The organism is Acidobacteriota bacterium, assembly GCA_016195325.1.
In the GTDB taxonomy this organism is placed as follows: domain Bacteria; phylum Acidobacteriota; class Polarisedimenticolia; order JACPZX01; family JACPZX01; genus JACPZX01.
In genome coordinates, this window is the sequence record JACPZX010000027.1 from 21,267 (window position 1) to 41,511 (window position 20,245).

At 67.0% G+C, this 20,245-nt stretch carries 19 protein-coding genes and 5 tRNA genes; all 24 read right to left on the reverse strand.

Annotation, left to right across the window (positions count from 1 at the left end; all coding sequences use genetic code 11):
• Positions 1-143: 143 nt before the first annotated feature.
• The 24 genes from rpoC to rplM all read right to left on the reverse strand — a co-directional run bounded on the left by rpoC (position 144) and on the right by rplM (position 20,104).
• Positions 144-4,349 carry a DNA-directed RNA polymerase subunit beta' gene (gene rpoC / locus HY049_06215; GenBank protein ID MBI3448496.1) on the reverse strand — a complete coding sequence of 1,402 codons (4,206 nt, stop codon included), beginning with the start codon at positions 4,347-4,349 and terminating at the stop codon, positions 144-146.
• A 25-nt stretch (positions 4,350-4,374) separates the two neighbouring features.
• Positions 4,375-8,781, reverse strand: a complete 4,407-nt coding sequence (gene rpoB, locus HY049_06220; protein MBI3448497.1) for a DNA-directed RNA polymerase subunit beta — start codon at positions 8,779-8,781, stop codon at positions 4,375-4,377.
• 37 nt (positions 8,782-8,818) lie between these two features.
• Positions 8,819-9,199 carry a 50S ribosomal protein L7/L12 gene (gene rplL, locus HY049_06225; GenBank protein MBI3448498.1) on the reverse strand — a complete coding sequence of 127 codons (381 nt, stop codon included), beginning with the start codon at positions 9,197-9,199 and terminating at the stop codon, positions 8,819-8,821.
• Between the two features lie 45 nt (positions 9,200-9,244).
• Positions 9,245-9,778 (reverse strand): 50S ribosomal protein L10, encoded by a 534-nt coding sequence (rplJ, locus tag HY049_06230; GenBank protein ID MBI3448499.1) that lies wholly within the window; start codon positions 9,776-9,778, stop codon positions 9,245-9,247.
• Position 9,779: 1 nt separating this feature from the next.
• Positions 9,780-10,475, reverse strand: a complete 696-nt coding sequence (locus HY049_06235; protein ID MBI3448500.1) for a 50S ribosomal protein L1 — start codon at positions 10,473-10,475, stop codon at positions 9,780-9,782.
• A gap of 84 nt (positions 10,476-10,559) precedes the next feature.
• On the reverse strand, positions 10,560-10,988 hold the full coding sequence (rplK, locus tag HY049_06240) for a 50S ribosomal protein L11 (protein MBI3448501.1): 429 nt from the start codon (positions 10,986-10,988) through the stop codon (positions 10,560-10,562).
• 11 nt (positions 10,989-10,999) lie between these two features.
• Entirely contained in the window at positions 11,000-11,530 is a 531-nt protein-coding gene (nusG, locus tag HY049_06245) for a transcription termination/antitermination protein NusG (GenBank protein ID MBI3448502.1), read from the reverse strand.
• 11 nt (positions 11,531-11,541) lie between these two features.
• Positions 11,542-11,757: a preprotein translocase subunit SecE gene (gene secE, locus HY049_06250; GenBank protein MBI3448503.1), complete on the reverse strand. Its 216-nt coding sequence runs from the start codon at positions 11,755-11,757 to the stop codon at positions 11,542-11,544.
• Positions 11,758-11,845: 88 nt separating this feature from the next.
• Positions 11,846-11,923 (reverse strand) — tRNA-Trp (locus HY049_06255).
• Between the two features lie 19 nt (positions 11,924-11,942).
• The gene (rpmG, locus tag HY049_06260; GenBank protein MBI3448504.1) at positions 11,943-12,092 is read right to left on the reverse strand and encodes a 50S ribosomal protein L33; all 150 of its coding nucleotides are present in this window, start codon (positions 12,090-12,092) and stop codon (positions 11,943-11,945) included.
• Positions 12,093-12,153: 61 nt separating this feature from the next.
• Positions 12,154-12,228 (reverse strand) — tRNA-Thr (locus HY049_06265).
• A gap of 19 nt (positions 12,229-12,247) precedes the next feature.
• Positions 12,248-12,323 (reverse strand) — tRNA-Gly (locus HY049_06270).
• A 57-nt stretch (positions 12,324-12,380) separates the two neighbouring features.
• Positions 12,381-12,466, reverse strand: a tRNA-Tyr gene (locus HY049_06275).
• A 94-nt stretch (positions 12,467-12,560) separates the two neighbouring features.
• Positions 12,561-12,636: transfer RNA gene (locus tag HY049_06280), tRNA-Thr, on the reverse strand.
• Positions 12,637-12,698: 62 nt separating this feature from the next.
• Positions 12,699-13,454: a 23S rRNA (guanosine(2251)-2'-O)-methyltransferase RlmB gene (gene rlmB / locus HY049_06285; protein MBI3448505.1), complete on the reverse strand. Its 756-nt coding sequence runs from the start codon at positions 13,452-13,454 to the stop codon at positions 12,699-12,701.
• Positions 13,451-14,974, reverse strand: coding sequence for a glutamate--tRNA ligase (locus HY049_06290; protein ID MBI3448506.1), 1,524 nt, complete (start codon positions 14,972-14,974; stop codon positions 13,451-13,453). Before HY049_06290 ends, rlmB begins: the two co-directional genes overlap by 4 nt.
• Positions 14,971-15,522 (reverse strand): 2-C-methyl-D-erythritol 2,4-cyclodiphosphate synthase, encoded by a 552-nt coding sequence (locus tag HY049_06295; protein ID MBI3448507.1) that lies wholly within the window; start codon positions 15,520-15,522, stop codon positions 14,971-14,973. Before HY049_06295 ends, HY049_06290 begins: the two co-directional genes overlap by 4 nt.
• 32 nt (positions 15,523-15,554) lie before the next feature.
• A complete protein-coding gene (gene ispD, locus HY049_06300; protein MBI3448508.1) occupies positions 15,555-16,271 on the reverse strand; it encodes a 2-C-methyl-D-erythritol 4-phosphate cytidylyltransferase in 717 nt (238 codons plus the stop codon).
• Positions 16,272-16,292: 21 nt separating this feature from the next.
• Positions 16,293-16,850, reverse strand: a complete 558-nt coding sequence (frr, locus tag HY049_06305; protein ID MBI3448509.1) for a ribosome recycling factor — start codon at positions 16,848-16,850, stop codon at positions 16,293-16,295.
• 1 nt (position 16,851) lies between these two features.
• Positions 16,852-17,574, reverse strand: a complete 723-nt coding sequence (locus HY049_06310; GenBank protein MBI3448510.1) for a UMP kinase — start codon at positions 17,572-17,574, stop codon at positions 16,852-16,854.
• A 14-nt stretch (positions 17,575-17,588) separates the two neighbouring features.
• Complete coding sequence (tsf, locus tag HY049_06315) at positions 17,589-18,194, reverse strand: translation elongation factor Ts (protein ID MBI3448511.1); 606 nt, start codon at positions 18,192-18,194, stop codon at positions 17,589-17,591.
• 48 nt (positions 18,195-18,242) lie between these two features.
• Positions 18,243-19,145, reverse strand: coding sequence for a 30S ribosomal protein S2 (rpsB, locus tag HY049_06320; protein MBI3448512.1), 903 nt, complete (start codon positions 19,143-19,145; stop codon positions 18,243-18,245).
• Between the two features lie 51 nt (positions 19,146-19,196).
• Entirely contained in the window at positions 19,197-19,592 is a 396-nt protein-coding gene (gene rpsI, locus HY049_06325; GenBank protein MBI3448513.1) for a 30S ribosomal protein S9, read from the reverse strand.
• A 65-nt stretch (positions 19,593-19,657) separates the two neighbouring features.
• Complete coding sequence (rplM, locus tag HY049_06330) at positions 19,658-20,104, reverse strand: 50S ribosomal protein L13 (GenBank protein ID MBI3448514.1); 447 nt, start codon at positions 20,102-20,104, stop codon at positions 19,658-19,660.
• Between the last annotated feature and the right edge of the window lie 141 nt (positions 20,105-20,245).

Here is a 20,245-nt window from a genome sequence, read left to right on the forward strand (position 1 = left end):
CAGAAGAACCCTTGCATTTAGGGGTTTGCGCAAACCCGGCGACTCTAGCAGACTGTCTCTAGCGTGTCAACACTCTCCGTAAAATCCGTGCCATCCGGACCGATCGGCCGCGCTGCCGGCGGGCCCGTGCGCCCTGTGCCCCCTCAGGAGGACGACTCCCCCGCAGCCCTCAGGCTGCTCAGGGCGGCGGTCAGATCCAGGCCCCCCACCTCGAGCGGCCCTTCCTCGATTTCGAGATCGGCCCTCTCCGTCTCGTCGACGGGGATCCGGATCGTCCGGTAGATGTCCATCCCCGTTCCGGCCGGGATCAGCCGGCCCATGATCACGTTCTCCTTCAGGCCGCGGAGATAGTCGATCTTTCCGTTGATGCTCGCCTCGGTGAGAACCCGGGTCGTCTCCTGGAACGAGGCGGCCGAGATGAAGCTCTCGGTCGAGAGCGAGGCCTTGGTGATGCCGAGGAGCAGCGGGCGGCCGGTCGCCGGTTCGCCGCCCTGGGCGAGCACGCGCTCGTTCTCCTCGCGGAACTTGAACTTGTCGACGTGCTCGTCGACGATGAACTCGGTGTCGCCGACCTCCTCGACCTTCACCCAGCGCATCATCTGGCGGACGATGACCTCGATGTGCTTGTCGTTGATGTTGACGCCCTGCAGCCGGTAGACCTCCTGGATCTCGTTGACGAGGTACTCCTGGAGCTGCTTCGGCCCCTTGACGCTCAGGATGTCGTGCGGATCCTTCGGCCCCTCGACCAGCGAGTCGCCGGCGTCCACGCGCTCCCCCTCCTGCACCGAGATGTGCGCGCCCTTCGGGATCTCGTACTCGCGCACCTCGCCGTCGTCGCCCGTGACGGTGATCTTCCGCTTCCCCTTCGCGACGTCGCCGTAGTGCACGACGCCGTCGATCTCGGAGATCCTCGCCGGGTCCTTGGGGCGCCGCGCCTCGAACAGCTCGACGACGCGCGGGAGGCCGCCGGTGATGTCCTTCGTCTTCTTCGCCTCGCGGGGGACCTTCACGATGATGTCGCCGGGGAAGACCTGCTGGCCGTCGGTGACGTTCAGCATCGCCTCGCGCGGGAGGAAGTACTTCTTGATGATCTTCTCGTGGCCGTCGCGGATCTCGATGCGCGGCTGCAGCTTCTCGTCGGCGCTGTCGGTGATGACCGGACGCTGGAATCCGGTGACGTCGTCGGTCTTCATCTTCATGGTCGTGCCCTCGACGACGTCCTTCATGTGGATCGTGCCGCCGAACTCCGTGAGGATGATCGAGTTGAACGGGTCCCACTCGAGGAGCAGCGTTCCCGCCTTGACGTCCTCGCCGTCGTGCACCTTGATGCTGCCGCCGTAGACGACCGTGTGGCGCTCGCGCTCGCGCCCCTTCTCGTCCTGGATGATGATGGTGCCGCTGCGGCTCATCGCGACGAGGCCGCCCTTCTTGTCCTTGACGGTGGGGAGGTTGAGGAACTTCACGACCCCCTCGTTCTTCGTCTCGAGGGTCGACTCCGTGGAGACCTGGCCGACGCCGCCGACGTGGAAGGTGCGCATCGTGAGCTGCGTGCCGGGCTCGCCGATCGACTGCGCGGCGATGACGCCGGTCGCCTCGCCCAGCTCGACCATCCTGCCGGTCGCGAGGTTGCGGCCGTAGCAGCACGCGCAGACCCCGCGCCGCGACTCGCACGTCAGCACGGAGCGGATCTTGACCCGCTCGATGCCGGCCATCTGGACGACGTTCGCCAGATCCTCGGAGATCTCGCCGTTGGCCTCGACGATGGTCGCCTCGGCGTCGGGCGTCTCCTTGATGTCCTCGAGAGCGACGCGTCCCACGATGCGATCCCGGAGCTCCTCGATCGTCTCGCCTCCCTCGACGATCGCGGTGACCTCGATGCCGTCGAGCGTCTTGCAGTCCGGCTCGGTGATGATGACGTCCTGCGCCACGTCGACGAGGCGGCGCGTCAGGTATCCCGAGTCGGCGGTCTTGAGGGCGGTGTCGGCGAGGCCCTTGCGCGCGCCGTGCGTCGAGATGAAGTACTCGAGCACCGTCAGCCCCTCGCGGAAGTTGGCGGTGATCGGCGTCTCGATGATGTCGCCCGACGGCTTCGCCATCAGGCCGCGCATCCCGGCGAGCTGACGCATCTGTTGCTTGCTGCCTCGCGCGCCGGAGTCGGCCATCATGAAGATCGGGTTGAACTCGCCCGTCTTCGCCTCGAGCTTGCCCATCTCCTCGAACATCGCCTCGGAGATCCGCTCGGTCGCCTCGGACCAGATCTGGATGACCTTGTTGTAGCGCTCGTTCTCGGTGATGGCGCCGTCGAGGTACTGCTGCTGGACCTGCACCTGGTCGCGCTGGGCCTGCTCGACGAGTCGGGGCTTGGTCGCCGGGATGACCATGTCCTCGATCCCGATCGAGATGCCGGCCTTGCACGCGTAGTAGAAGCCGAGATCCTTGAGCTCGTCCACGAGCTTGACGGTCCTGTCGTTCCCCCACGTCAGGTGGCAGCGGGTGACGAGCTGGCCGAGGCCGCGCTTCTTGAGGTGCCCGTTGATGTACGGCAGCCCCTCGGGCAGGTGGTCGTTGAAGATGACGCGCCCGACCGTGGTGTTGATGCGCTGCCCCTCGACCCTCACGACCTCGGTGTGGAGCAGATCCTGATCGTCCCTCACGGTCGTGAGATCGAGGAGGTCGCCCGTGTAGCGGAGCTTGATCGGCGCGAGGAGCTCGACCTCCCCCGCCTCGAGCGCGAGGACGACGTCCTCGGGGGTTCCGAAATCGCGTCCCGCCCCCTTCGCCCCGGACTTCTCCTTGGTGAGGTAGTACACGCCGAGGACGATGTCCTGCGTCGGGACGACGATGGGGGCCCCGTTCGCCGGCGAGAGGAGGTTTTGCGTCGAGAGCATCAGGACCTGCGCCTCGATCTGCGCCTTCGGCGACAGGGGAACGTGGACGGCCATCTGGTCGCCGTCGAAGTCGGCGTTGAAGGCCGTGCAGACGAGTGGGTGGATCTTGATCGCCTTCCCCTCGACGAGGACCGGCTCGAAGGCCTGGATGCCGAGGCGGTGGAGCGTCGGCGCCCGGTTCAGCATGACCGGGTGCTCGCGGATCACCTCCTCGAGGTAGTCCCACACCTCGGGGCGCTGCTGCTCGACCATCTCCTTGGCGGCCTTGATCGTCGAGACGAGGCCCACCTGCTCGAGCTTGTTGTAGATGAACGGCTTGAAGAGCTCGAGGGCCATCTTCTTGGGCAGCCCGCACTGGTGGAGCTTCAGCTCCGGGCCGACGACGATGACCGAGCGCCCCGAGTAATCGACGCGCTTGCCGAGGAGGTTCTGGCGGAACCGCCCCTGCTTTCCCTTGAGCGTGTCGGAGAGGCTCTTGAGCGGCCGATTGTTCGTGCCGCGGAGCACGCGGCCCCGGCGCCCGTTGTCGAAGAGGGCGTCGACCGCCTCCTGGAGCATGCGCTTCTCGTTCCGGACGATGACGTCGGGCGCCTTCAGCTCGAAGAGCTTCTTGAGGCGGTTGTTCCTGTTGATGACGCGCCGGTACAGGTCGTTGAGATCAGACGTGGCGAACCGCCCGCCGTCGAGCGGGACGAGGGGGCGCAGCTCGGGGGGGATGACCGGAATGACGTCCAGGATCATCCACTCCGGGCGGTTCCCGCTCCGGCGGAAGGCCTCGACGACCTTGAGCCGCTTCGCGAACTTGAGCTTCTTCTGGGTGGACGTCTCCTTGCGCATCTTGGCGCGGAGCTCGTCGGCGAGCGTCGGGATCTCGACCTTCCGGAGGAGATCCTTGATCGCCTCGGCGCCCATGCGCGCGGTGAAGGCGTCGCGCCCCACCTCGTCCATGAGCTGGCGGTACCGCTCCTCGGAGAGGAGCTCGCCGACCTCGACGTCCACCTTCTCGGGATGCCGGACGTCGGTGACGACGAACGCCTCGAAGTAGAGGATGCGCTCGAGGTCGCGGAGCGAGATGTCGAGGAGGTGCCCGATCCTCGACGGCAGCCCCTTGAAGAACCACACGTGCGAGACGGGGGACGCGAGCTCGATGTGCCCCATGCGCTCGCGCCTCACCTTCGACTGCGTGACCTCGACGCCGCACTTGTCGCAGACGACGCCGCGGTGCTTCATGCGCTTGAACTTGCCGCAGAGGCACTCCCAGTCGACGGTGGGGCCGAAAATCTTCGCGCAGAAGAGGCCGTCGCGCTCCGGCTTGAACGTCCGGTAGTTGATCGTCTCCGGCTTCGTGACCTCGCCGTACGACCAGCTTCGGATTTTCTCGGGCGACGCGATGCTGATCCGGATGCTGTCGAAATCGTTGATGGCTCGCGCCTTCTCACCGAAAGGTGTGTTTCGACTCAACGCCTTTCCTCCTGTCCCCTGGTGTTCAGGAACGCCCGACGCTGCCGGTTCGAAGCTCGACGTCCAGACCGAGGCTCTGGAGCTCGCGGATGAGGACGTGGAACGACTCGGGCAGCCCCGGCTCGACCGTCGCCTCACCCTTCACCAGCGCCTCGTAGATCTTCGTGCGGCCGAACACGTCGTCCGACTTCGCCGTGAGCAGCTCCTGCAGGATGTGGGCGGCGCCGTACGCCTCGAGGGCCCACACCTCCATCTCGCCGAACCTCTGGCCGCCGAACTGCGCCTTGCCGCCGAGGGGCTGCTGCGTGATGAGGGAGTACGGTCCGATCGAGCGGGCGTGGATCTTGTCGTCCACGAGATGACTGAGCTTCAGCATGTAGATGTAGCCGACCGTGACCATCTGGTCGAACTTCTCGCCGGTCTTTCCGTCGAAGAGGTGCGTCTTCCCGTTCTCGCGCACCGTGACCGGGACGCCGGTCGAGCTCTGGAGGGCCACCGCCTCCTTGAGCTTCCCGCGGATCTCCTCCTCCGAGGCGCCGTCGAAGACGGGGCTGGCGAAGTACAGCCCGAGGCAGCGCGCGGCCCACCCGAGGTGCGTCTCGAGGATCTGACCGACGTTCATGCGGGAGGGCACGCCGAGCGGGTTGAGCACGATCTCGCACGGGGTGCCGTCGGGCAGCATCGGCATGTCCTCCTCGGGGAGGATCTTCGCGATGACGCCCTTGTTGCCGTGGCGGCCCGCCATCTTGTCGCCGACCTGGAGCTTGCGCTTCATCGCGACGAAGACCTTGACCATCTTGATGACGCCGGGGGAGAGCTCGTCGCCGCGCTTCAGCATCTCGCGCTTCTCGTCGAAGATCTTCTTGAGAATCGCCTCCTTGCGCTCGGTGCGCGCGAGGATGTTCTGGAAGTCGTCGAGGATCTCGCTCTTTCTCGGCTTGAACTCGATCCGGCGGAGATCGTCGTACGACAGCCGGCTGAGGATCTCGCGCGTGAGCTTGGTCGCGGCCGGAAGCTTCTCCTTCGTGGAGCGGTACTCCTTGAGCGGGTTCGTGAGCTTCTCCCCCTCGAGGAGCGTGATGAGCTTCTTGCGGGACTCCTCGCGGATGATGCGCTCCTCGTCCTTGAGGTTCTTGCGCATCCGCTCGACCTGCTCGTCCTCGATCGCCTGCGCGCGGGCGTCCTTCTCGACCCCCTTGCGGCAGAAGATCTTCACCTCGACGACGGTCCCCTCGATCCCGGGGGGGCAGGTGAGCGACGCATCCCTCACGTCGCCCGACTTCTCGCCGAAGATGGCCCGGAGGAGCTTTTCCTCCGGCGTGAGCTGCGTCTCCCCCTTCGGGGTGATCTTGCCGACGAGGATGTCCCCGGGCTTCACGTGCGCGCCGATGCGGACGATGCCGCTCTCGTCGAGGTCGCGAAGCGCCTCCTCGCTCACGTTCGGGATGTCGCGGGTGATCTCCTCGGGGCCGAGCTTCGTGTCGCGCGCCTCGATCTCGAACTCCTCGATGTGGATGGAGGTGAAGTAGTCCTCCTTCACCAGCTTTTCGGAGACGAGGATGGCGTCCTCGAAGTTGTACCCGCGCCAGGGCATGAACGCGACGAGGACGTTGCGGCCGAGCGCGAGCTCGCCGCGCTCGGTGCAGGGGCCGTCGGCGAGGATCTCGCCCTTCTTCACGGGCTGGCCCTTCTTCACGAGCGGGCGCTGGTTGATGCACGTGTTCTGGTTCGATCGCTTGAACTTCGTGAGGGTGTAGATGTCGGCGCCGAAGTCCTCCTCTTCCTTCCCCTTAGAGACGCCCACGACCCTGACGATGATGCGCTGGCTGTCCACCGAGTCGACGAACCCGTCCCTGCGGCAGACCACCACGGCGCCGGAGTCCTTCGCCGTGATCCCCTCCATGCCGGTGCCGACGAGCGGCGCCTCGACCCTGAGGAGCGGGACGGCCTGCCTCTGCATGTTCGCGCCCATCAGCGCGCGGTTCGCGTCGTCGTTCTCGAGGAACGGCACCAGCGAGGCGGCGACGGAGACGAGCTGCTTCGGGCTGACGTCGATGAAATTCACGTCCTCGCGCGGCACGAGCTTGAACTCGCCGTTCATCCGGACGCGGGCCTGGTCGTGGACGAACCTCCCCTTCTCGTCGAGCTGGGCGTTCGCCTGCGCGATGATCCCCTTGTCCTCCTCCCACGCGGAGAGGTAGAAGATGTGCGGCTCGATCTCGGCCGGGGTGTCCCCCTTGCGCGCGACCTTCCTGTTCTCGGCCTCGCAATCGCCGACTTCGACGATCTCGCCCGTGGCGTAGGTGGTGTCGCCCGGGTTCAGGACCTTCACGAAGTCCCGGACGCGCCCCTCCTCGACCTTGCGGTAGGGCGACTCGATGAAGCCGAACTCGTTGATGCGCGCGTAGCACGAGAGGCTCGAGATGAGGCCGATGTTCGGCCCTTCCGGCGTCTCGATGGGGCAGATGCGGCCGTAGTGCGTGGCGTGGACGTCGCGCACCTCGAACCCCGCCCGGTCGCGCGAGAGGCCGCCCGGCCCGAGGGCCGACAGGCGCCGCTTGTGCGTGACCTCGGAGAGGGGGTTCGTCTGATCCATGAACTGCGAGAGCTGCGACGAGCCGAAGAACTCCTGGATCGCGGCCATGACGGGCTTGGCGTTGATCAGGTCGTGGGGCATCGCCGTCGTCATCTCTTGGTAGACCGACATCTTCTCCTTGATGGCGCGCTCCATGCGGACCAGGCCGATGCGGAACTGGTTCTCGAGGAGCTCGCCCACGGCGCGGACGCGGCGGTTGCCGAGGTGATCGATGTCGTCGATGGCGCCGAGGCCTTTCTTGAGCTTCAGCAGGTACCGGATGACCGAGGTGAAGTCCTCGTCGCGCCCGGCGACGCACTCCGCGAACTTGCCGGCCTCGTCGCGCTTCGGGCGGTAGAGAACGTGCATGTCGAGGGGGAGGTCGGTGCCGAGCTTGGTGTTGTACTTCAGCCGGCCGACGCGCGAGAGGTCGTAGCGGCGCGGGTCCTCGAACATCCCCTTGAAGAGGCTCTCGGCCGACTCGCGGGTCGGCGGGTCGCCCGGGCGCATCCTCTTGTAGATCTCGAGGAGCGCCTCCTCGCGCGGATCCTTCGGCTTGGCGCCCTCGGGCGGAGGGGTCTTGCCGATGGTGTCCTTGCGCGTCGTGTCGAGCATGATGCGCCCGACCTCGTCCTGCTCGGGGTGGAAGAACTCGAGGCTGGAGACCCCCTTGAGGGCGAGCGCCTCGATCTCGTTCGGCCCGATCTCGGCGCCGCTCTCGAGCAGCACCTCGCCGGTCGCCGGATCGGCGACGTCGGACGCCGAGCACGCGCCCGCGAGCTCGACGACGTCCACCGGCACGCTCTGGATCTTCGCCTTCGTGAGGGCGGCGTAGACCCCCTGCGTGATCCTCTTCCCCTTCTTGATGATCGACTCGCCGCTCTTCGGATCGTCGACGTCGGCCCGCACGCGGAGCTTCCACGCCGCGAGGCGCGGCGAGGTCTTCACGGCGAGCTTCTTGCCGTCGATCTGGAGGGTCTCGATCCCGTAGAAGGTGCGGATGATCTCCTCGTCGGTCCGGATGCCGAGCGCGCGCATGAAGACGCTTCCGAGGAACTTGCGCTTGCGGTCGATGCGGACGTACAGCAGGTTCTTGGCGTCGTACTCGAACTCCACCCACGATCCGCGGTAGGGGATGATCTTCCCCATGAAGATCGTCTTGTTCTCCTGCGCCTGGAAGAAGACGCCCGGGGAACGATGGAGCTGGCTGACGATGACCCTCTCGGTCCCGTTGATGATGAAGGTGCCGTTGTCCGTGAGCATGGGGATCTCGCCGAAGTAGACCTCCTGCTCCTTGATGTCGCGGACGCTCCGGCTCCCGGTCTCGGGGTCCTTGTCCCAGACGACGAGGCGGATCTTGACCTTGAGCGGGACGGTGAAGGTCATTCCCCGCTCCTGGCACTCGAACACGTCGTACTTGAATTTCAGCCCGACGGGATCGCCGCACACGTCGCAGAACTGGATGGTGTTCTTGGCCGCCGCGCCGCAATCCGGGCACGGGATCGTCTTCGCCTTGGGATCCCGGATGATGATCCTCTTGGCGCACGAAGGGCACGGAACGCGGAGCTGCTCGATTCCCTCGAGGCTCCCGCACTTGCACTCCCAGTTGCCGATGGAGTACTCGACGAACTCGAGGCTGCTCGTCTCCCGGAAATCCGAGATCGGGAAGACCGACTTGAAGACAGCCTGGAGACCCGTATCCTCACGATCCTGGGGAGCGGTGAACATCTGCAGGAACCGCTCGTACGAACGCTTCTGCACCTCGATCAGGTTCGGTATCGGCACCGACGTCCTGATCTTCGAGAAGTCGATTCGCTCCCGCGGGCCTGCCGGGTTCACCTCTCCGGTCGCCGTCATCTCAGCCATGCTGATGCCGCCCCTCCAGCCCTGGTGTCTACTTGACTTCGACCTTCGCGCCGGCCTCTTCGAGCTTCTTCTTCATCGTGGCGGCCTCGTCCTTGCCGACGGCTTCCTTCACCGCCTTGGGCGCGCCCTCGACGAGATCCTTCGCTTCCTTCAGGCCGAGCGAGGTCAGCTCGCGGACGACCTTGATCACGTTGATCTTCTTCTCGGGGGCCACGGAGGCGAGGATGACGGTGAACTCGGTCTTCTCCTCGACCGCCGCCGCGGCGCCCGCGCCGGGCATCGACGCCATCGCCATCGGCATCGCGGCCGCGGCGGAGACGCCGAACTCGGACTCGATCTCCTTGACGAGACCCGCGATCTCGAGCATCGGAGCCTCGCGGAGGTACTGCTTGATGTCTTCCTTCGTAATCGCTGGCATGACGTTCACCCCTTCCTTCCGAGAGTACGGCTTCAGTTAGCTCTGGGCCGGTTCCTGCTGCTTCTTCGAGTCGGCGACCTGGCTGAGGACCGAGACGAGGTCCCTCACCGGAGCCTTGAGGACGCTGACGAACTTGACCATCGGCGAGACGATCATGCCGGCGAAGGTCGCGACCAGCTCCGGCCTCGACGGCAGCGTGGTGATGCTGGTGATGTCGGCGACGCCGATCTTCTTCCCCTCGACGACCCCGCCCTTGATCGTGACGGGGGCGGTCTTCGCGAAATCGTGGATCACCTTCGCGAGCGCGACCGGGTCGGTCTCGTTCCAGACGACCGCGGTCATGCCGTCGAAGAGCGCCTCCATGTCGCGGATCGGGGTGTCGCGCGCCGCGATGATCGCGAGGCGGTTCTTCGCGACCCGGTACGACGACTTCGTCGCGCGCACCTTGCGCCTGAGGTCCGAGACCTGCTCGACCTTCAGCCCCCGGTAGTCGAGGAAGAAGGCGTTCCGCGCCCCGGCGAACTGCGCCTTGAGGGCTTCAATCTCCTCTTTCTTCTCGGCTCTGTTCATGTCAGGCGACCTCGAGCGCGGCGGTGTCGATGCGGAGGCTCGGGCTCATCGTGGTGGACATGTAGACCGACCTCAGGTACTTCCCCTTCGCCGTCGCCGGCTTCGCGCGGAGCACGGCGCTGACGAAGGCCTTCGTGTTCTCGATGAGCCGCTTCTCGTCGAACGAGATCTTGCCTACCGGGGAGTGGATGATGGCCGTCTTGTCGACGCGGAACTCGAGGCGGCCGGCCTTGATCTCGCTGACCGCCTTCGTGACGTCCTGCGTCACCGTCCCGGCCTTCGGGTTGGGCATCAGCCCCTTCGGGCCGAGGACCTTCCCGAGCTTGCCGACGTCCTTCATCATGTCGGGGGTGGCGATCACGGCGTCGAAGTCGACCCATCCTCCCTGAATCTTCTCGACGATCTCCTTGCCGCCGACGATGTCCGCGCCCGCCGCCTCGGCCTCCTTCATCTTCTCGCCGGAGGTGATCACGAGGACCTTCTTCGACTTCCCCGTGCCGTGCGGGAGGACGACCGTGCCGCGGACCATCTGGTCGGCGTGCTTGGGGTCGACCCCGAGGAGCAGGGCGATCTCGACCGTCTGGTCGAACTTCGTCGCGGGCATCTTCTTGAGGAGGGGGACGGCCTCCTCGATCGCGTACGGGCGCGACTCGACCAGCTTGGCCGCCGCCTTGTACTTCTTTCCGTGTGCTGCCATGGCGTTGCTCCGTTCAGTCCGGTCCGGACCGGGCCGGTGGCGATGTCTGGTCCCCGCCGACGCGGGGGGTGAAGTTGGCCCCCGCTAAGCGGGGACGATATCGACGCCCATGCTGCGCGCGGTGCCGCGCACGATCTGCTTGGCCGCCTCGAGGTCGTAGCAGTTGAGGTCGGGCATCTTCTGCTTCGCGATCTCCTCGAGCTGCTTCTCGGTGATCTTCCCCACCTTGTCCTTGTTCGGCGCGCCCGAGCCCTTCGCGAGCCCCGCGACCTTCTTGATGAGGATCGAGGCGGGCGGCGTCTTCGTGATGAAGGTGTAGGAGCGATCCTGGAAGACGGTGATCACCACGGGGATGATCATCCCGTCCTCTTTGGCCGTGCGCGCGTTGAACGCCTTGCAGAAATCCATGATGTTCAGGCCGTGCTGCCCGAGCGCCGGGCCCACCGGGGGGGCCGGAGTCGCCTTCCCGCCGGGGATGTGCAGCTTGATGAATCCGGTGACCTTCTTCGCCATTCAGATACCTCTCAGGTCTTCTCGACTTGCAGGAAGTCCAGTTCGACGGGCGTCGAGCGGCCGAAGATCGTCACCATGACCTTCAGCGTGTTCTTGTCCGCGTTCACGTCCTCGACGGAGCCGGTGAAGTTGCTGAAGGGGCCGTCGACGATGCGGACGTGCTCGCCTTCCTTGAAAACGAACTTCGGCTTGGGCTTCTCCTGGGAGACGACGACCTGGTTGATGATCCGGTCGACCTCTTCCTGGCTGAGCGGGCTGGGGGAGTTCCCGGAGCCGACGAAGCCGGTGACCTTCGGGGTGTTCTTCACCACGTGCCACGCGTGGTCCGACATCTCCATGTTGACGAGGATGTACCCCGGGAAAAACTTCTTGGAGCTGACGACCTTCTTCCCGTCGCGCATCTCGACGACCTCTTCGGTGGGGATGAGGATGTCGCCGATGGTCTCCTGCATGCCGAGCGCCTCCGAGCGCTGGCGCAGGCTCTCCTTCACCTTCTGCTCGAATCCCGAGTAGGTGTGAATGATGTACCACTTCTTCGTCATTGAGGACCGCCCTAGTGCTTGAAGAGCCCGAGGACCGCGTCGAGGCCCCGCGAGAGTCCGACGTCGACGATCCAGAGAAAGAGGGCGAAGATGAAGACCGTGATGATGACCACGGTCGTCGTCCCCTGCACCTCCTTGGGGGCCGGCCAGGTGGTGCGCTTGAGCTCCGCCTGGACCTCTTTCAGGAAATCGATCGCCTGCTTGAATGCGTCTTTGAGCCGGTTCACGTTCGTTCCCCGCGATGCATCACCACCTCAGGCCCCGCTTCCGGCACGCCGCGTCCGCTCCGCCCTCACGCGCCGGCGCGTTCGAGGCTGGCGGGCCAGGAGGGATTCGAACCCCCAGCATCCGGTTTTGGAGACCGGCGCTCTAACCAATTAGAGCTACTGACCCGCGGCCGTTCCCCGTCCCGTCACTTGACCTCTTTATGAACGATGTGGCCCCGGCAGGAGCGGCAGAACTTCTTCGTCTCGAGCCGCTCGGTGTGCTTGCGCATGTTCTTGGTCGTCGAGTAGTTCCGGCGCTTGCACGTCGTGCACTGAAGCTGAATGATCTCTCGCATGCCTCGTCCTATCTCTCTCGCCCGTCCGCCGCGCCGTGGCCAGCGAGGACGCCGTCGCGGCTGGAGCCCAGGACCGGGATTGAACCGGTGACCCCTTCCTTACCAAGGAAGTGCTCTACCACTGAGCCACCTGGGCCCTCTCACCTGTTTCGAATTGGAGCGGGAAACGGGACTCGAACCCGCGACCCTCAGCTTGGAAGGCTGACGCTCTACCAACTGAGCTATTCCCGCCCTGTGTCTTCATTGCCGGGATCGCTTTCTCTTGTCAGTCGCGCCGAGTCTCTCGAGTGGTGGGGAGAGGAGGATTCGAACCTCCGAAGGCATTCGCCGGCAGATTTACAGTCTGCTCCCATTGGCCACTCGGGAATCTCCCCGTGAAATCGCCGATTCGTTTCTCTCTGAGCCGGGAGGATTCGCGCCCGGTCGCGCAACGTCAGGAAGACAGGCCGTTTCGTGGGCCGACATCCCTGGAGCTGGCGAAGGGACTCGAACCCCCGGCCTGCTGATTACAAATCAGCTGCTCTACCAGCTGAGCTACGCCAGCTTAGTGAAACGGGCACTCTACACCAGTCCTCGCGGCGTGTAAAGCACATTCTTTGCAACGGATCAACTTCCCTTTCCTGCGCGGTCCTGCCGGAGCGCTTCATAGAGAACCACCGCGGCCGCAACGGACAGATTCAACGATTCGACCCCCGGCGCCAGCGGGATGGCGATCACCGTGTCGCAGAATTGCCGCACCCGCGGCCGGAGCCCCTTGGCCTCCCCTCCGATCACAAGCGCCATCCTCCCCGGGTACTCGACCTCGTCCCAGGCGGCGTCTCCCCGGGCGTCGAGCCCGGCGACCCAGAAGCCCTGCTCCTTCAACTCGTTGGCGAGGTCGGCGGCGTTCCGGCACCGCGCGACGGGAACCTTCGGCAGGGTACCGGCCGCCGCCCGGGCCGCCCCGGGGGAAAGCCCCGCAGCTCGGTGCTCGGGGACGATGACCCCGCGAGCCCCCACCGCCGCCGCCGTCCGGATGACCGCGCCCAGGTTTCGCGGGTCCTCGACGCCGTCGAGGAGAATCAGCCTTCCCTCCGGAGCGCAGGCGCCGACCACCTCCTCGAGCGGCGTGTACGCCGCCGCCGCGGCGGTGGCCGCGACCCCCTGGTGCCGCGACCCGCCGGCGAGGCGATCGAGGCGGTCCCGGTCGACCTCCTCGATGGGGATTCCCGCGCGCTTCGCCGCGTCGAAGATCTCGCGGAAGCGCGGCCCCCCTTTTCCTTTCTCGACGAGGATCCGGTTCAGCGTGCGCGCCCCTCCCGCCATCGCCCCGAGGACGGCGTGGATGCCGACGACGATCGAGTCGTCCCGTGCGTGCGTCACGTCGCGCTCCCCCACCCGCGCCCCTCGCGCCAGCCCCGGGCGCGCTCGACGCACCCGGGGACCGCCGGACGGATCCCGAGCCGCCCCCCCTCCTCGATGAGGGGGACGATCCTGTCGAGCTCGGGCCCGCTCTCCTTCCCGGTGAGGGCGAGCCTCAGAGGGTGGAAGAGCTCGCGCCCCTTCCGCCCGGTCGCCTTCCCGGCGGCGACCGCGCACCCGCGGAAGACCCCCGGCATCGCGAGGTTTTCCCCCGAGGCGAGCTTCTCGAACGTCGCAACCACCGCCGCCTCGACGGGGTCGGGCGCGCTCCCCCCTGCCGACCGGAAGAGGAACTCGACGGCCCCCGGCGCGTCCCTGAGCGTCTCCATCTGGCCGGCGGCGACGGCGACGGCGCGAGCCCACCAGGCCTCGACGTCGGGATCGCCGGCCGGCCGGCCGGCGGAGTCCTCCCCTCCCGCCTTCAGCCCCCCCGCGGCGAGGAAGGGGCGCGCGAGATCGAGGAGGCGCCCGGGATCCATCGTCCGGATGTGGTGCGCGTTCAGGAAGGCGAGCTTCTTCGGATCGAAGGTGGCCGCCGATCCGGAGACGCGGTCGAGCGTGAAGCTGGACGTGAGGGCGTCGAGCGTGAGGATCTCCTCGCCCGACGGGTGCGACCACCCGAGGAGAGCGAGGTAGTTGACGAGAGCCTGGGCGACAATCCCCTCCTCGCGGAACTGGGCGACCGAGACCGATCCGTGCCGCTTGTGGAGCCGCGCCCCGTCGGGGCCGACGATCATCGAGAGGTGGGCGAAGGCGGGGGGCTCGTGCCCCAGGGCGCGGTAGACGAGGATCTGGCGCGGCGTGTTCGAGAGGTGGTCCTCGCCCCGGACGACGTGGGTGATCCGCATCGCGATGTCGTCGACGACGACGGCGAAGTTGTAGGCCGGGCGGGCGTCCGAGCGGACGAGGATCGGATCGCCGATCTGCTCCCACGGAAACTCCACGCGGCCGCGCACGGCGTCGATGAAGGCGATGTTCCCTTCCGGAACCCGGAACCTGAGCGCGAACGGCTCCCCCGCGGCGGCGCGGCGGCCGGACTCCCCGGCGGCGACGCCGCGGCACCTTCCGGAGTATCTCGGAGGGAGGCCCGCCGCGCGCTGCGACGCGCGCTCGGCCTCGATCGCCCCGACCGGGCAGAAGCAGCGGTACGCGTCGCCGGCCGCGAGGAGCTTCGCGCCGGCGTCGGCGTAGTGCGCCGCGCGATCCGACTGCCGGTACGGGCCCAGAGGCCCGCCGCGATCCGGCCCCTCGTCCCAGTCGAGGCCGAGCCACCTCAGGTCCTCGTAGATGCGCGCCTCGGCCCCCGCCTCGTTGCGCTCCACGTCGGTGTCCTCGATGCGCAGGACGAAGGCCCCCCACCGACCGCGGGCGAAGAGCCAGTTGTAGAGCGCGGTCCTGACGTTCCCGACGTGAAGGGAGCCGGTCGGCGACGGGGCGAACCTCACCCTCACCGGGCCGTCGTCGCGGAGCATCGCGCTCATCCCCTCCCGGCGCCGCGCCGGACCTGCGCGAGGAGCTTCGAAAGCGCCCCGCGCGAGGCGACCAGCGCGATCGCCTGGCAGGCGATCCCCTCCCGTCGACCGAGGGCGCCGAGCCCCTCGGGGCGCGTCGCCTTCACGGAGATCCGGCTGGCGTCGACGTCGAGCGCCCCCGCCAGGCGCTCGCGCATCAGCGCGACGTGGGGCGCGATCTTCGGCTCCTCCGTCACGACGATCGAGTCGACGTTCGCGATCCTGAACCCCTCGCGCGCCGCCATCGCCGCGCACTCCCCGAGGAGCCTCAGGGACGAGATTCCCCGGTAGCGCGGATCGGTGTCGGGGAAGTGGGCGCCGAGGTCGCCGAGGGCGAGGGCCCCGAGGAGGGCGTCGCCGATCGCGTGCGCGAGCGCGTCGGCGTCGGAGTGGCCGGCGAGCCCCCTCGGGTGCGGAATCGTCACGCCGCCGAGGACGAGCGGTCGCGCGGCGGCGGCGTCGGCGAAGGGGTGGACGTCGTAGCCGAGGCCGACTCGGAATCCCGTGGGAATGTTCATGCTGGCTCCTCCGGATCGGCCCGGGCCGGGCGTCACTTCGGTCCGCGCATGAAGGCGCGAAGCCTCACGACATCGGCTCGGGTCGTCACCTTGAACGTCTGCGGATCACCGTCGACGACCGTGACCGGCATCCCCGCCGCCTCGACGAGCGACGCGTCGTCGCTCGCGTCGAGCCGCCGGCGGCGCGCGACGGCGTACGCGCGCCTCAGCCACTCGGCGCGGAACCCCTGGGGCGTCTGGATCAGCCGCAGCGAAGATCGATCGAGCGTGCGCTCGACGCGCCCGGCGACCGAGACCTCCTTCACCGTGTCGGCCGGCGCGAGGCCGGGGATCGCGGCTCCGTCGCGGAGCGCCGCGCGGACGATGGCCGACACGACCTTCGGGGAGACGAGCGGGCGGGCGGCGTCGTGGACGAGCACGAGGACCCCCCGGCCCGCGGGGATGGCGGCGAGGCCCCGCTCCACGCTGTCCTGCCTCCTCCGGCCGCCGGCGACGACGGCGACGAGCCTCCTGTGCCGTGCCATCAGGCGGGAGGCGGAGCGCACGCGCGACGCGGGGACGACCGCGACGACGGCGTCGACGTCGGGGTGCCGCGCCAGGCGCGAGATGGCGTGATCGAGGAGCGTGCGGCCTCCCGCCTTCAGGAACTGCTTGGGGACGGATCCGCCGACGCGCGTGCCGCTGCCGGCGGCGGCGACGATGGCGACGACGGGGCGCCGCGGGGCCGTTCTCGACGCGCGCCGGGGCATCGTGAGCGGGCCGGACGCTCCTCAGACTTCGAGGAGGTCCTTCTCCTTGTGCTTGACCATCTCGTCGATGATCTGGATGTGCTTGTCGGTGAGCTTCTGCACCTGGTCGAGCCCGCGCTTTTCGTCATCCTCGGAGATCGACTTGTCCTTGAGGAGCTTCTTCGCGGCCTCGTTCGCGTCGCGCCGGATCTGACGGATGTGGGTGCGCTCCTCCTCCCCCATGTGATCGACTTTCTTCACGAACTCCTTGCGGCGCTCCTCGGTCAGCGGGGGGATCGGGATCTTCACGACCTTGCCGTCGTTGTTCGGGTTGAGGCCGAGATTTCCCGCCCGGATGGCCTTCTCGATCGCCGGCACCATCGTGGCGTCCCAGGGCTGCGCGACGATGAGCGTCGGGTCGGGGATCGAGAGGCTCGCCACCTGGTTGAGCGGCGTCTGCGTCCCGTAGTAATCCACCGTGACCCCGTCGAGGATCGCGAGCGACGCCCGGCCCGTCCGGATCGTGGCCAGCGCGTGCCGGGCGAACTCGAGGCGGTCCTTCATCTTCTTCTCGGTTGACGCGAGGAGATCCTTCAGCATCCTAGCCTCCGACCGTGGAGCCGACCGGCTCGCCGAGGATGACCCTTCGGATGTTGCCCGGCCGGTTCATGTTGAAGACGACGATCTTCATGTCGTTGTCCATGCAGAGGGAGATCGCGGTGGTGTCCATCACCTTCAGTCCCCGCTCGAGGACCTGCAGGTACGTCAGGCGATCGTAGCGGACGGCCTTCGGATCCTTCTCGGGGTCGGCGGAGTAGACGCCGTCGACGCGCGTGGCCTTGAGGAGGATGTCGGCCTTCACCTCCATCGCTCGGAGCGCGGCGGCCGAGTCGGTCGTGAAGTACGGATTGCCCGTGCCCGCGGCGATGATGATGCAGCGCCCCTTCTCGAGGTGCCGCATGGCCCGGCGGCGGATGTACGGCTCGGCGACGGCGCGCATCTCGAGGGCCGACATGACGCGCGTCGAGACGTCGCGCTTCTCGAGAGCATCCTGGAGCGCGATCGAGTTGATGACCGTGGCCAGCATGCCCATGTGGTCGCCGGCGACGCGATCGGTGCCGGACTTCACCGCGTCGAGCCCGCGGAAGATGTTCCCGCCGCCGATCACGAGCGCCATCTGGACGCCCAGGGCGTGGATCTCGCGGAGCTCGTCCGCGATGCGGTGGACGACGCCTGCGTCGATCCCGAAGCCCTGCGCGCCCATGAGGGCCTCGCCGCTCAGCTTGAGGAGAACTCGCTTGTACGCCGGAGTGGCGTCGCTCATGGAGGCCTTGAGGCTCAGACCTCGGCCCCCTCGCCGAGGACGAAGCGGCAGAAGCGGCGTATCCTGATGTTCTCCCCGGTCTTCGAGACCTGCGCGGTGACGAGATCCTGCACCGTCATCGTGGGCTCCTTCACGAACGGCTGCTCGAGAAGGCATGCCTCCGAGTAGAACTTCTCCATCTTTCCCTCGACGATCTTCTCGAGCACCTTCTCGGGCTTGCCGCTGCGCGCCGCCTGGTCGCGGTAGATCTCACGCTCGCGATCGAGGATTTCGGGGGTCACCTCCTCGCGGCTGAGGAAGCGGGGCGCCGACGCCGCGACCTGCATGCCGAGATCCTTCACCAGCTGCTGGAACTCGTCGGTCCGCGCGACGAAGTCGGTCTCGCAGTTCACCTCGACGAGCACGCCGATCCGTCCGCCCGGGTGGATGTACGACCCGACCAGCCCCTCGCTCGTGGCGCGGTGCGCGCGCTTGGCGACCGCCGCGAGCCCCTTCTTGCGAAGGATCGCGATCGCCTCGTCGATGTTGCCCTTGGATTCGTTCAGCGCGTCCTTGCACTCCATCATGCCGGTGCCGGTGCGCTCGCGGAGTTCCTTGACCATTGAAGCGGTGATCTGCATGGAGCCTCTCTTGGGATGCGTTCATCCGATTCCGGTCGGGACTGAAGCTCAGGCGACCGCGCCGCCGGGGGCGACGACCGGCGGCGGGGCGGCCGGCGACGCCTCGACCACGGGCTCGACGATCTCGGCGGCGACGGCGGGGGCGCCGGCGGCTGGACCGCGTCCGCGGGCCCGCATGCCGCGCTTGCCGTCCTCGCCCGGTCCGTCCGATCCCGCGTGGGATTCCTGCCCCTCGCCGCGATCGCCCGACTGGTTGCGGCGGGCGTAGAACGAAGACCCTTCGTTGATGGCGTCGGCGATCTTCGAGGCGAACAGACGGATCGCCCGGATGGCGTCGTCGTTCCCCGGGATGCAGAAGTCGACGAGGTCGGGGTCGCAGTTCGTGTCGACGACGGCGATGACGGGGATGTTGAGCTTCCGCGCCTCGGTGACCGCGATGTGCTCCTTGTTCGGGTCCACGACGAAGATCGCGGCCGGCAGCGAGCTCATGTTCTTGAGGCCGAAGAGGACCTTGGTGAGCTTCGCCCGCTCTTTCTCGAGGCCGATCAACTCTTTCTTGGTGAGGCCTTCCTTCTTGTGGGAGTCGGCCCCCAGGGTCTCGAGGCTCCGCAGCCGCTCGATGCGCTTCTTGATCGTGCCGAAGTTGGTGAGCGTGCCGCCGAGCCACCGGCTCGTGACGTACGGCATCTCGACCCGCGTGGCTTCCTCGATGATCGTTTCCTGCGCCTGCCGCTTCGTGCCGATGAAGAGCACGTTGCCGCCCCGCGACGCGAGATCGGTCGTGAACTCGACCGCGCGCTGGAACCGGCTGAGCGTCTGCTGCAGATCGATGATGTAGATGCCGTTGCGCTTGCCGAAGATGAAGGGCTTCATCTTCGGGTTCCAACGCTTCGTCTGGTGGCCGAAATGCGCGCCGGCCTCCAGCAGATCCTTGATCGTCACCGCCGTCAAGACTGGATCTCCGTCATCACTCGCATGCTCCCTCTCTTACGGTCCTTCCGCCTATCGCTTCGAGAACTGGAAGCGCTTTCTGGCGCCCTTCTGACCGTACTTCTTGCGCTCCTTGGCGCGTGGATCTCGCGTGAGGAACCCCGCGGAACGAAGCCCCTTCCGGAGCTCCGGATTCCACTGGAGCAGGGCGCGCGCGAGACCGTGGCGAATGGCGCCGGCCTGTCCCGAAACGCCGCCGCCCGAAACGTTGATGGTCGCGTCGAACTTCTCCGCCGTCTCCGTGAGCACGAGAGGCTGGCGGCAGATCAGCCTGTGGGACGCCGTCGGGAAGTAATCCTCGAACGTCCGGTCGTTGATGGTGATTTTGCCGGCGCCGGGCCTCAGGAACACCCTCGCGATCGCGTTCTTCCTCTTGCCCGTTCCGTAGTTCTCGCTGATGGTTTCCATCGGTGCTCAGTTCTCCGAGATGATTTCGGGTGCGTCGAGGCCGCCTCCGCGAAGAGCGGATCGGCTCACGCGGACTTCCTGGCTGCGGGGGATTGAAGCGGCTCGGGCCGCTGGGCGACGTGCGGGTGCTCCGGACCGGCGTAGAGCTTGAGGCAGCGGATCATCCTCTTGCCGATACGATTCTTCGGGAGCATTCCCTCGACCGCCCACTGGATCACCTTCACCGGGTGCTCCGCCAGCGCCTTTCGGAGCGGAAGCTCCTTGAGGCCGCCCGGGTAGCTGGTGTGCCAGTAGTAGATCTTCTGGTCGAGCTTGCGGCCCGTTACCTTGATCTTCCCGGCGTTGACGACCACCACGTGGTCCCCGAAGAACTGGTGCGGCGCGTAGTGCGGCCGATGCTTGCCCATCAGGTGCATCGCAATCGAAGTGCTGAGGCGCCCGAGAGTTTTCCCCTCGGCGTCGACGACGTACCACTTCGGCTGGAGCTCGGGCGAGACGGACGTCGGGTCCATCGCTGCTCGCCGGGCGGTATTTTTCCGCGTGGTCGTGGTTCGGGCCACTGTGACTCCTCAAGAAACCCTGAAAACCCTGAAACCGGGTGAGTTGGGGAACAGACTTTGTACTACACACCCCCGCCGAAGTCAAGAAATGGG

Excerpts from the sequence above, each read along its gene's own strand:
- tsf (MBI3448511.1), bottom strand. The coding sequence starts at position 18,194 with ATGCAGATCACCGCTTCAATGGTCAAGGAACTCCGCGAGCGCACCGGC.
- HY049_06290 (MBI3448506.1), bottom strand. The coding sequence starts at position 14,974 with ATGAGCGCGATGCTCCGCGACGACGGCCCGGTGAGGGTGAGGTTCGCC.
- HY049_06310 (MBI3448510.1), bottom strand. The coding sequence starts at position 17,574 with ATGAGCGACGCCACTCCGGCGTACAAGCGAGTTCTCCTCAAGCTGAGC.
- ispD (MBI3448508.1), bottom strand. The coding sequence starts at position 16,271 with ATGCCCCGGCGCGCGTCGAGAACGGCCCCGCGGCGCCCCGTCGTCGCC.
- rplK (MBI3448501.1), bottom strand. The coding sequence starts at position 10,988 with ATGGCGAAGAAGGTCACCGGATTCATCAAGCTGCACATCCCCGGCGGG.
- rpsI (MBI3448513.1), bottom strand. The coding sequence starts at position 19,592 with ATGGAAACCATCAGCGAGAACTACGGAACGGGCAAGAGGAAGAACGCG.
- nusG (MBI3448502.1), bottom strand. The coding sequence starts at position 11,530 with ATGACGAAGAAGTGGTACATCATTCACACCTACTCGGGATTCGAGCAG.
- HY049_06295 (MBI3448507.1), bottom strand. The coding sequence starts at position 15,522 with ATGAACATTCCCACGGGATTCCGAGTCGGCCTCGGCTACGACGTCCAC.
- rplM (MBI3448514.1), bottom strand. The coding sequence starts at position 20,104 with ATGGACCCGACGTCCGTCTCGCCCGAGCTCCAGCCGAAGTGGTACGTC.
- rplJ (MBI3448499.1), bottom strand. The coding sequence starts at position 9,778 with ATGAACAGAGCCGAGAAGAAAGAGGAGATTGAAGCCCTCAAGGCGCAG.
- HY049_06235 (MBI3448500.1), bottom strand. The coding sequence starts at position 10,475 with ATGGCAGCACACGGAAAGAAGTACAAGGCGGCGGCCAAGCTGGTCGAG.
- rpoB (MBI3448497.1), bottom strand. The coding sequence starts at position 8,781 with ATGACGGCGACCGGAGAGGTGAACCCGGCAGGCCCGCGGGAGCGAATC.
- frr (MBI3448509.1), bottom strand. The coding sequence starts at position 16,850 with ATGCTGAAGGATCTCCTCGCGTCAACCGAGAAGAAGATGAAGGACCGC.
- rpmG (MBI3448504.1), bottom strand. The coding sequence starts at position 12,092 with ATGCGAGAGATCATTCAGCTTCAGTGCACGACGTGCAAGCGCCGGAAC.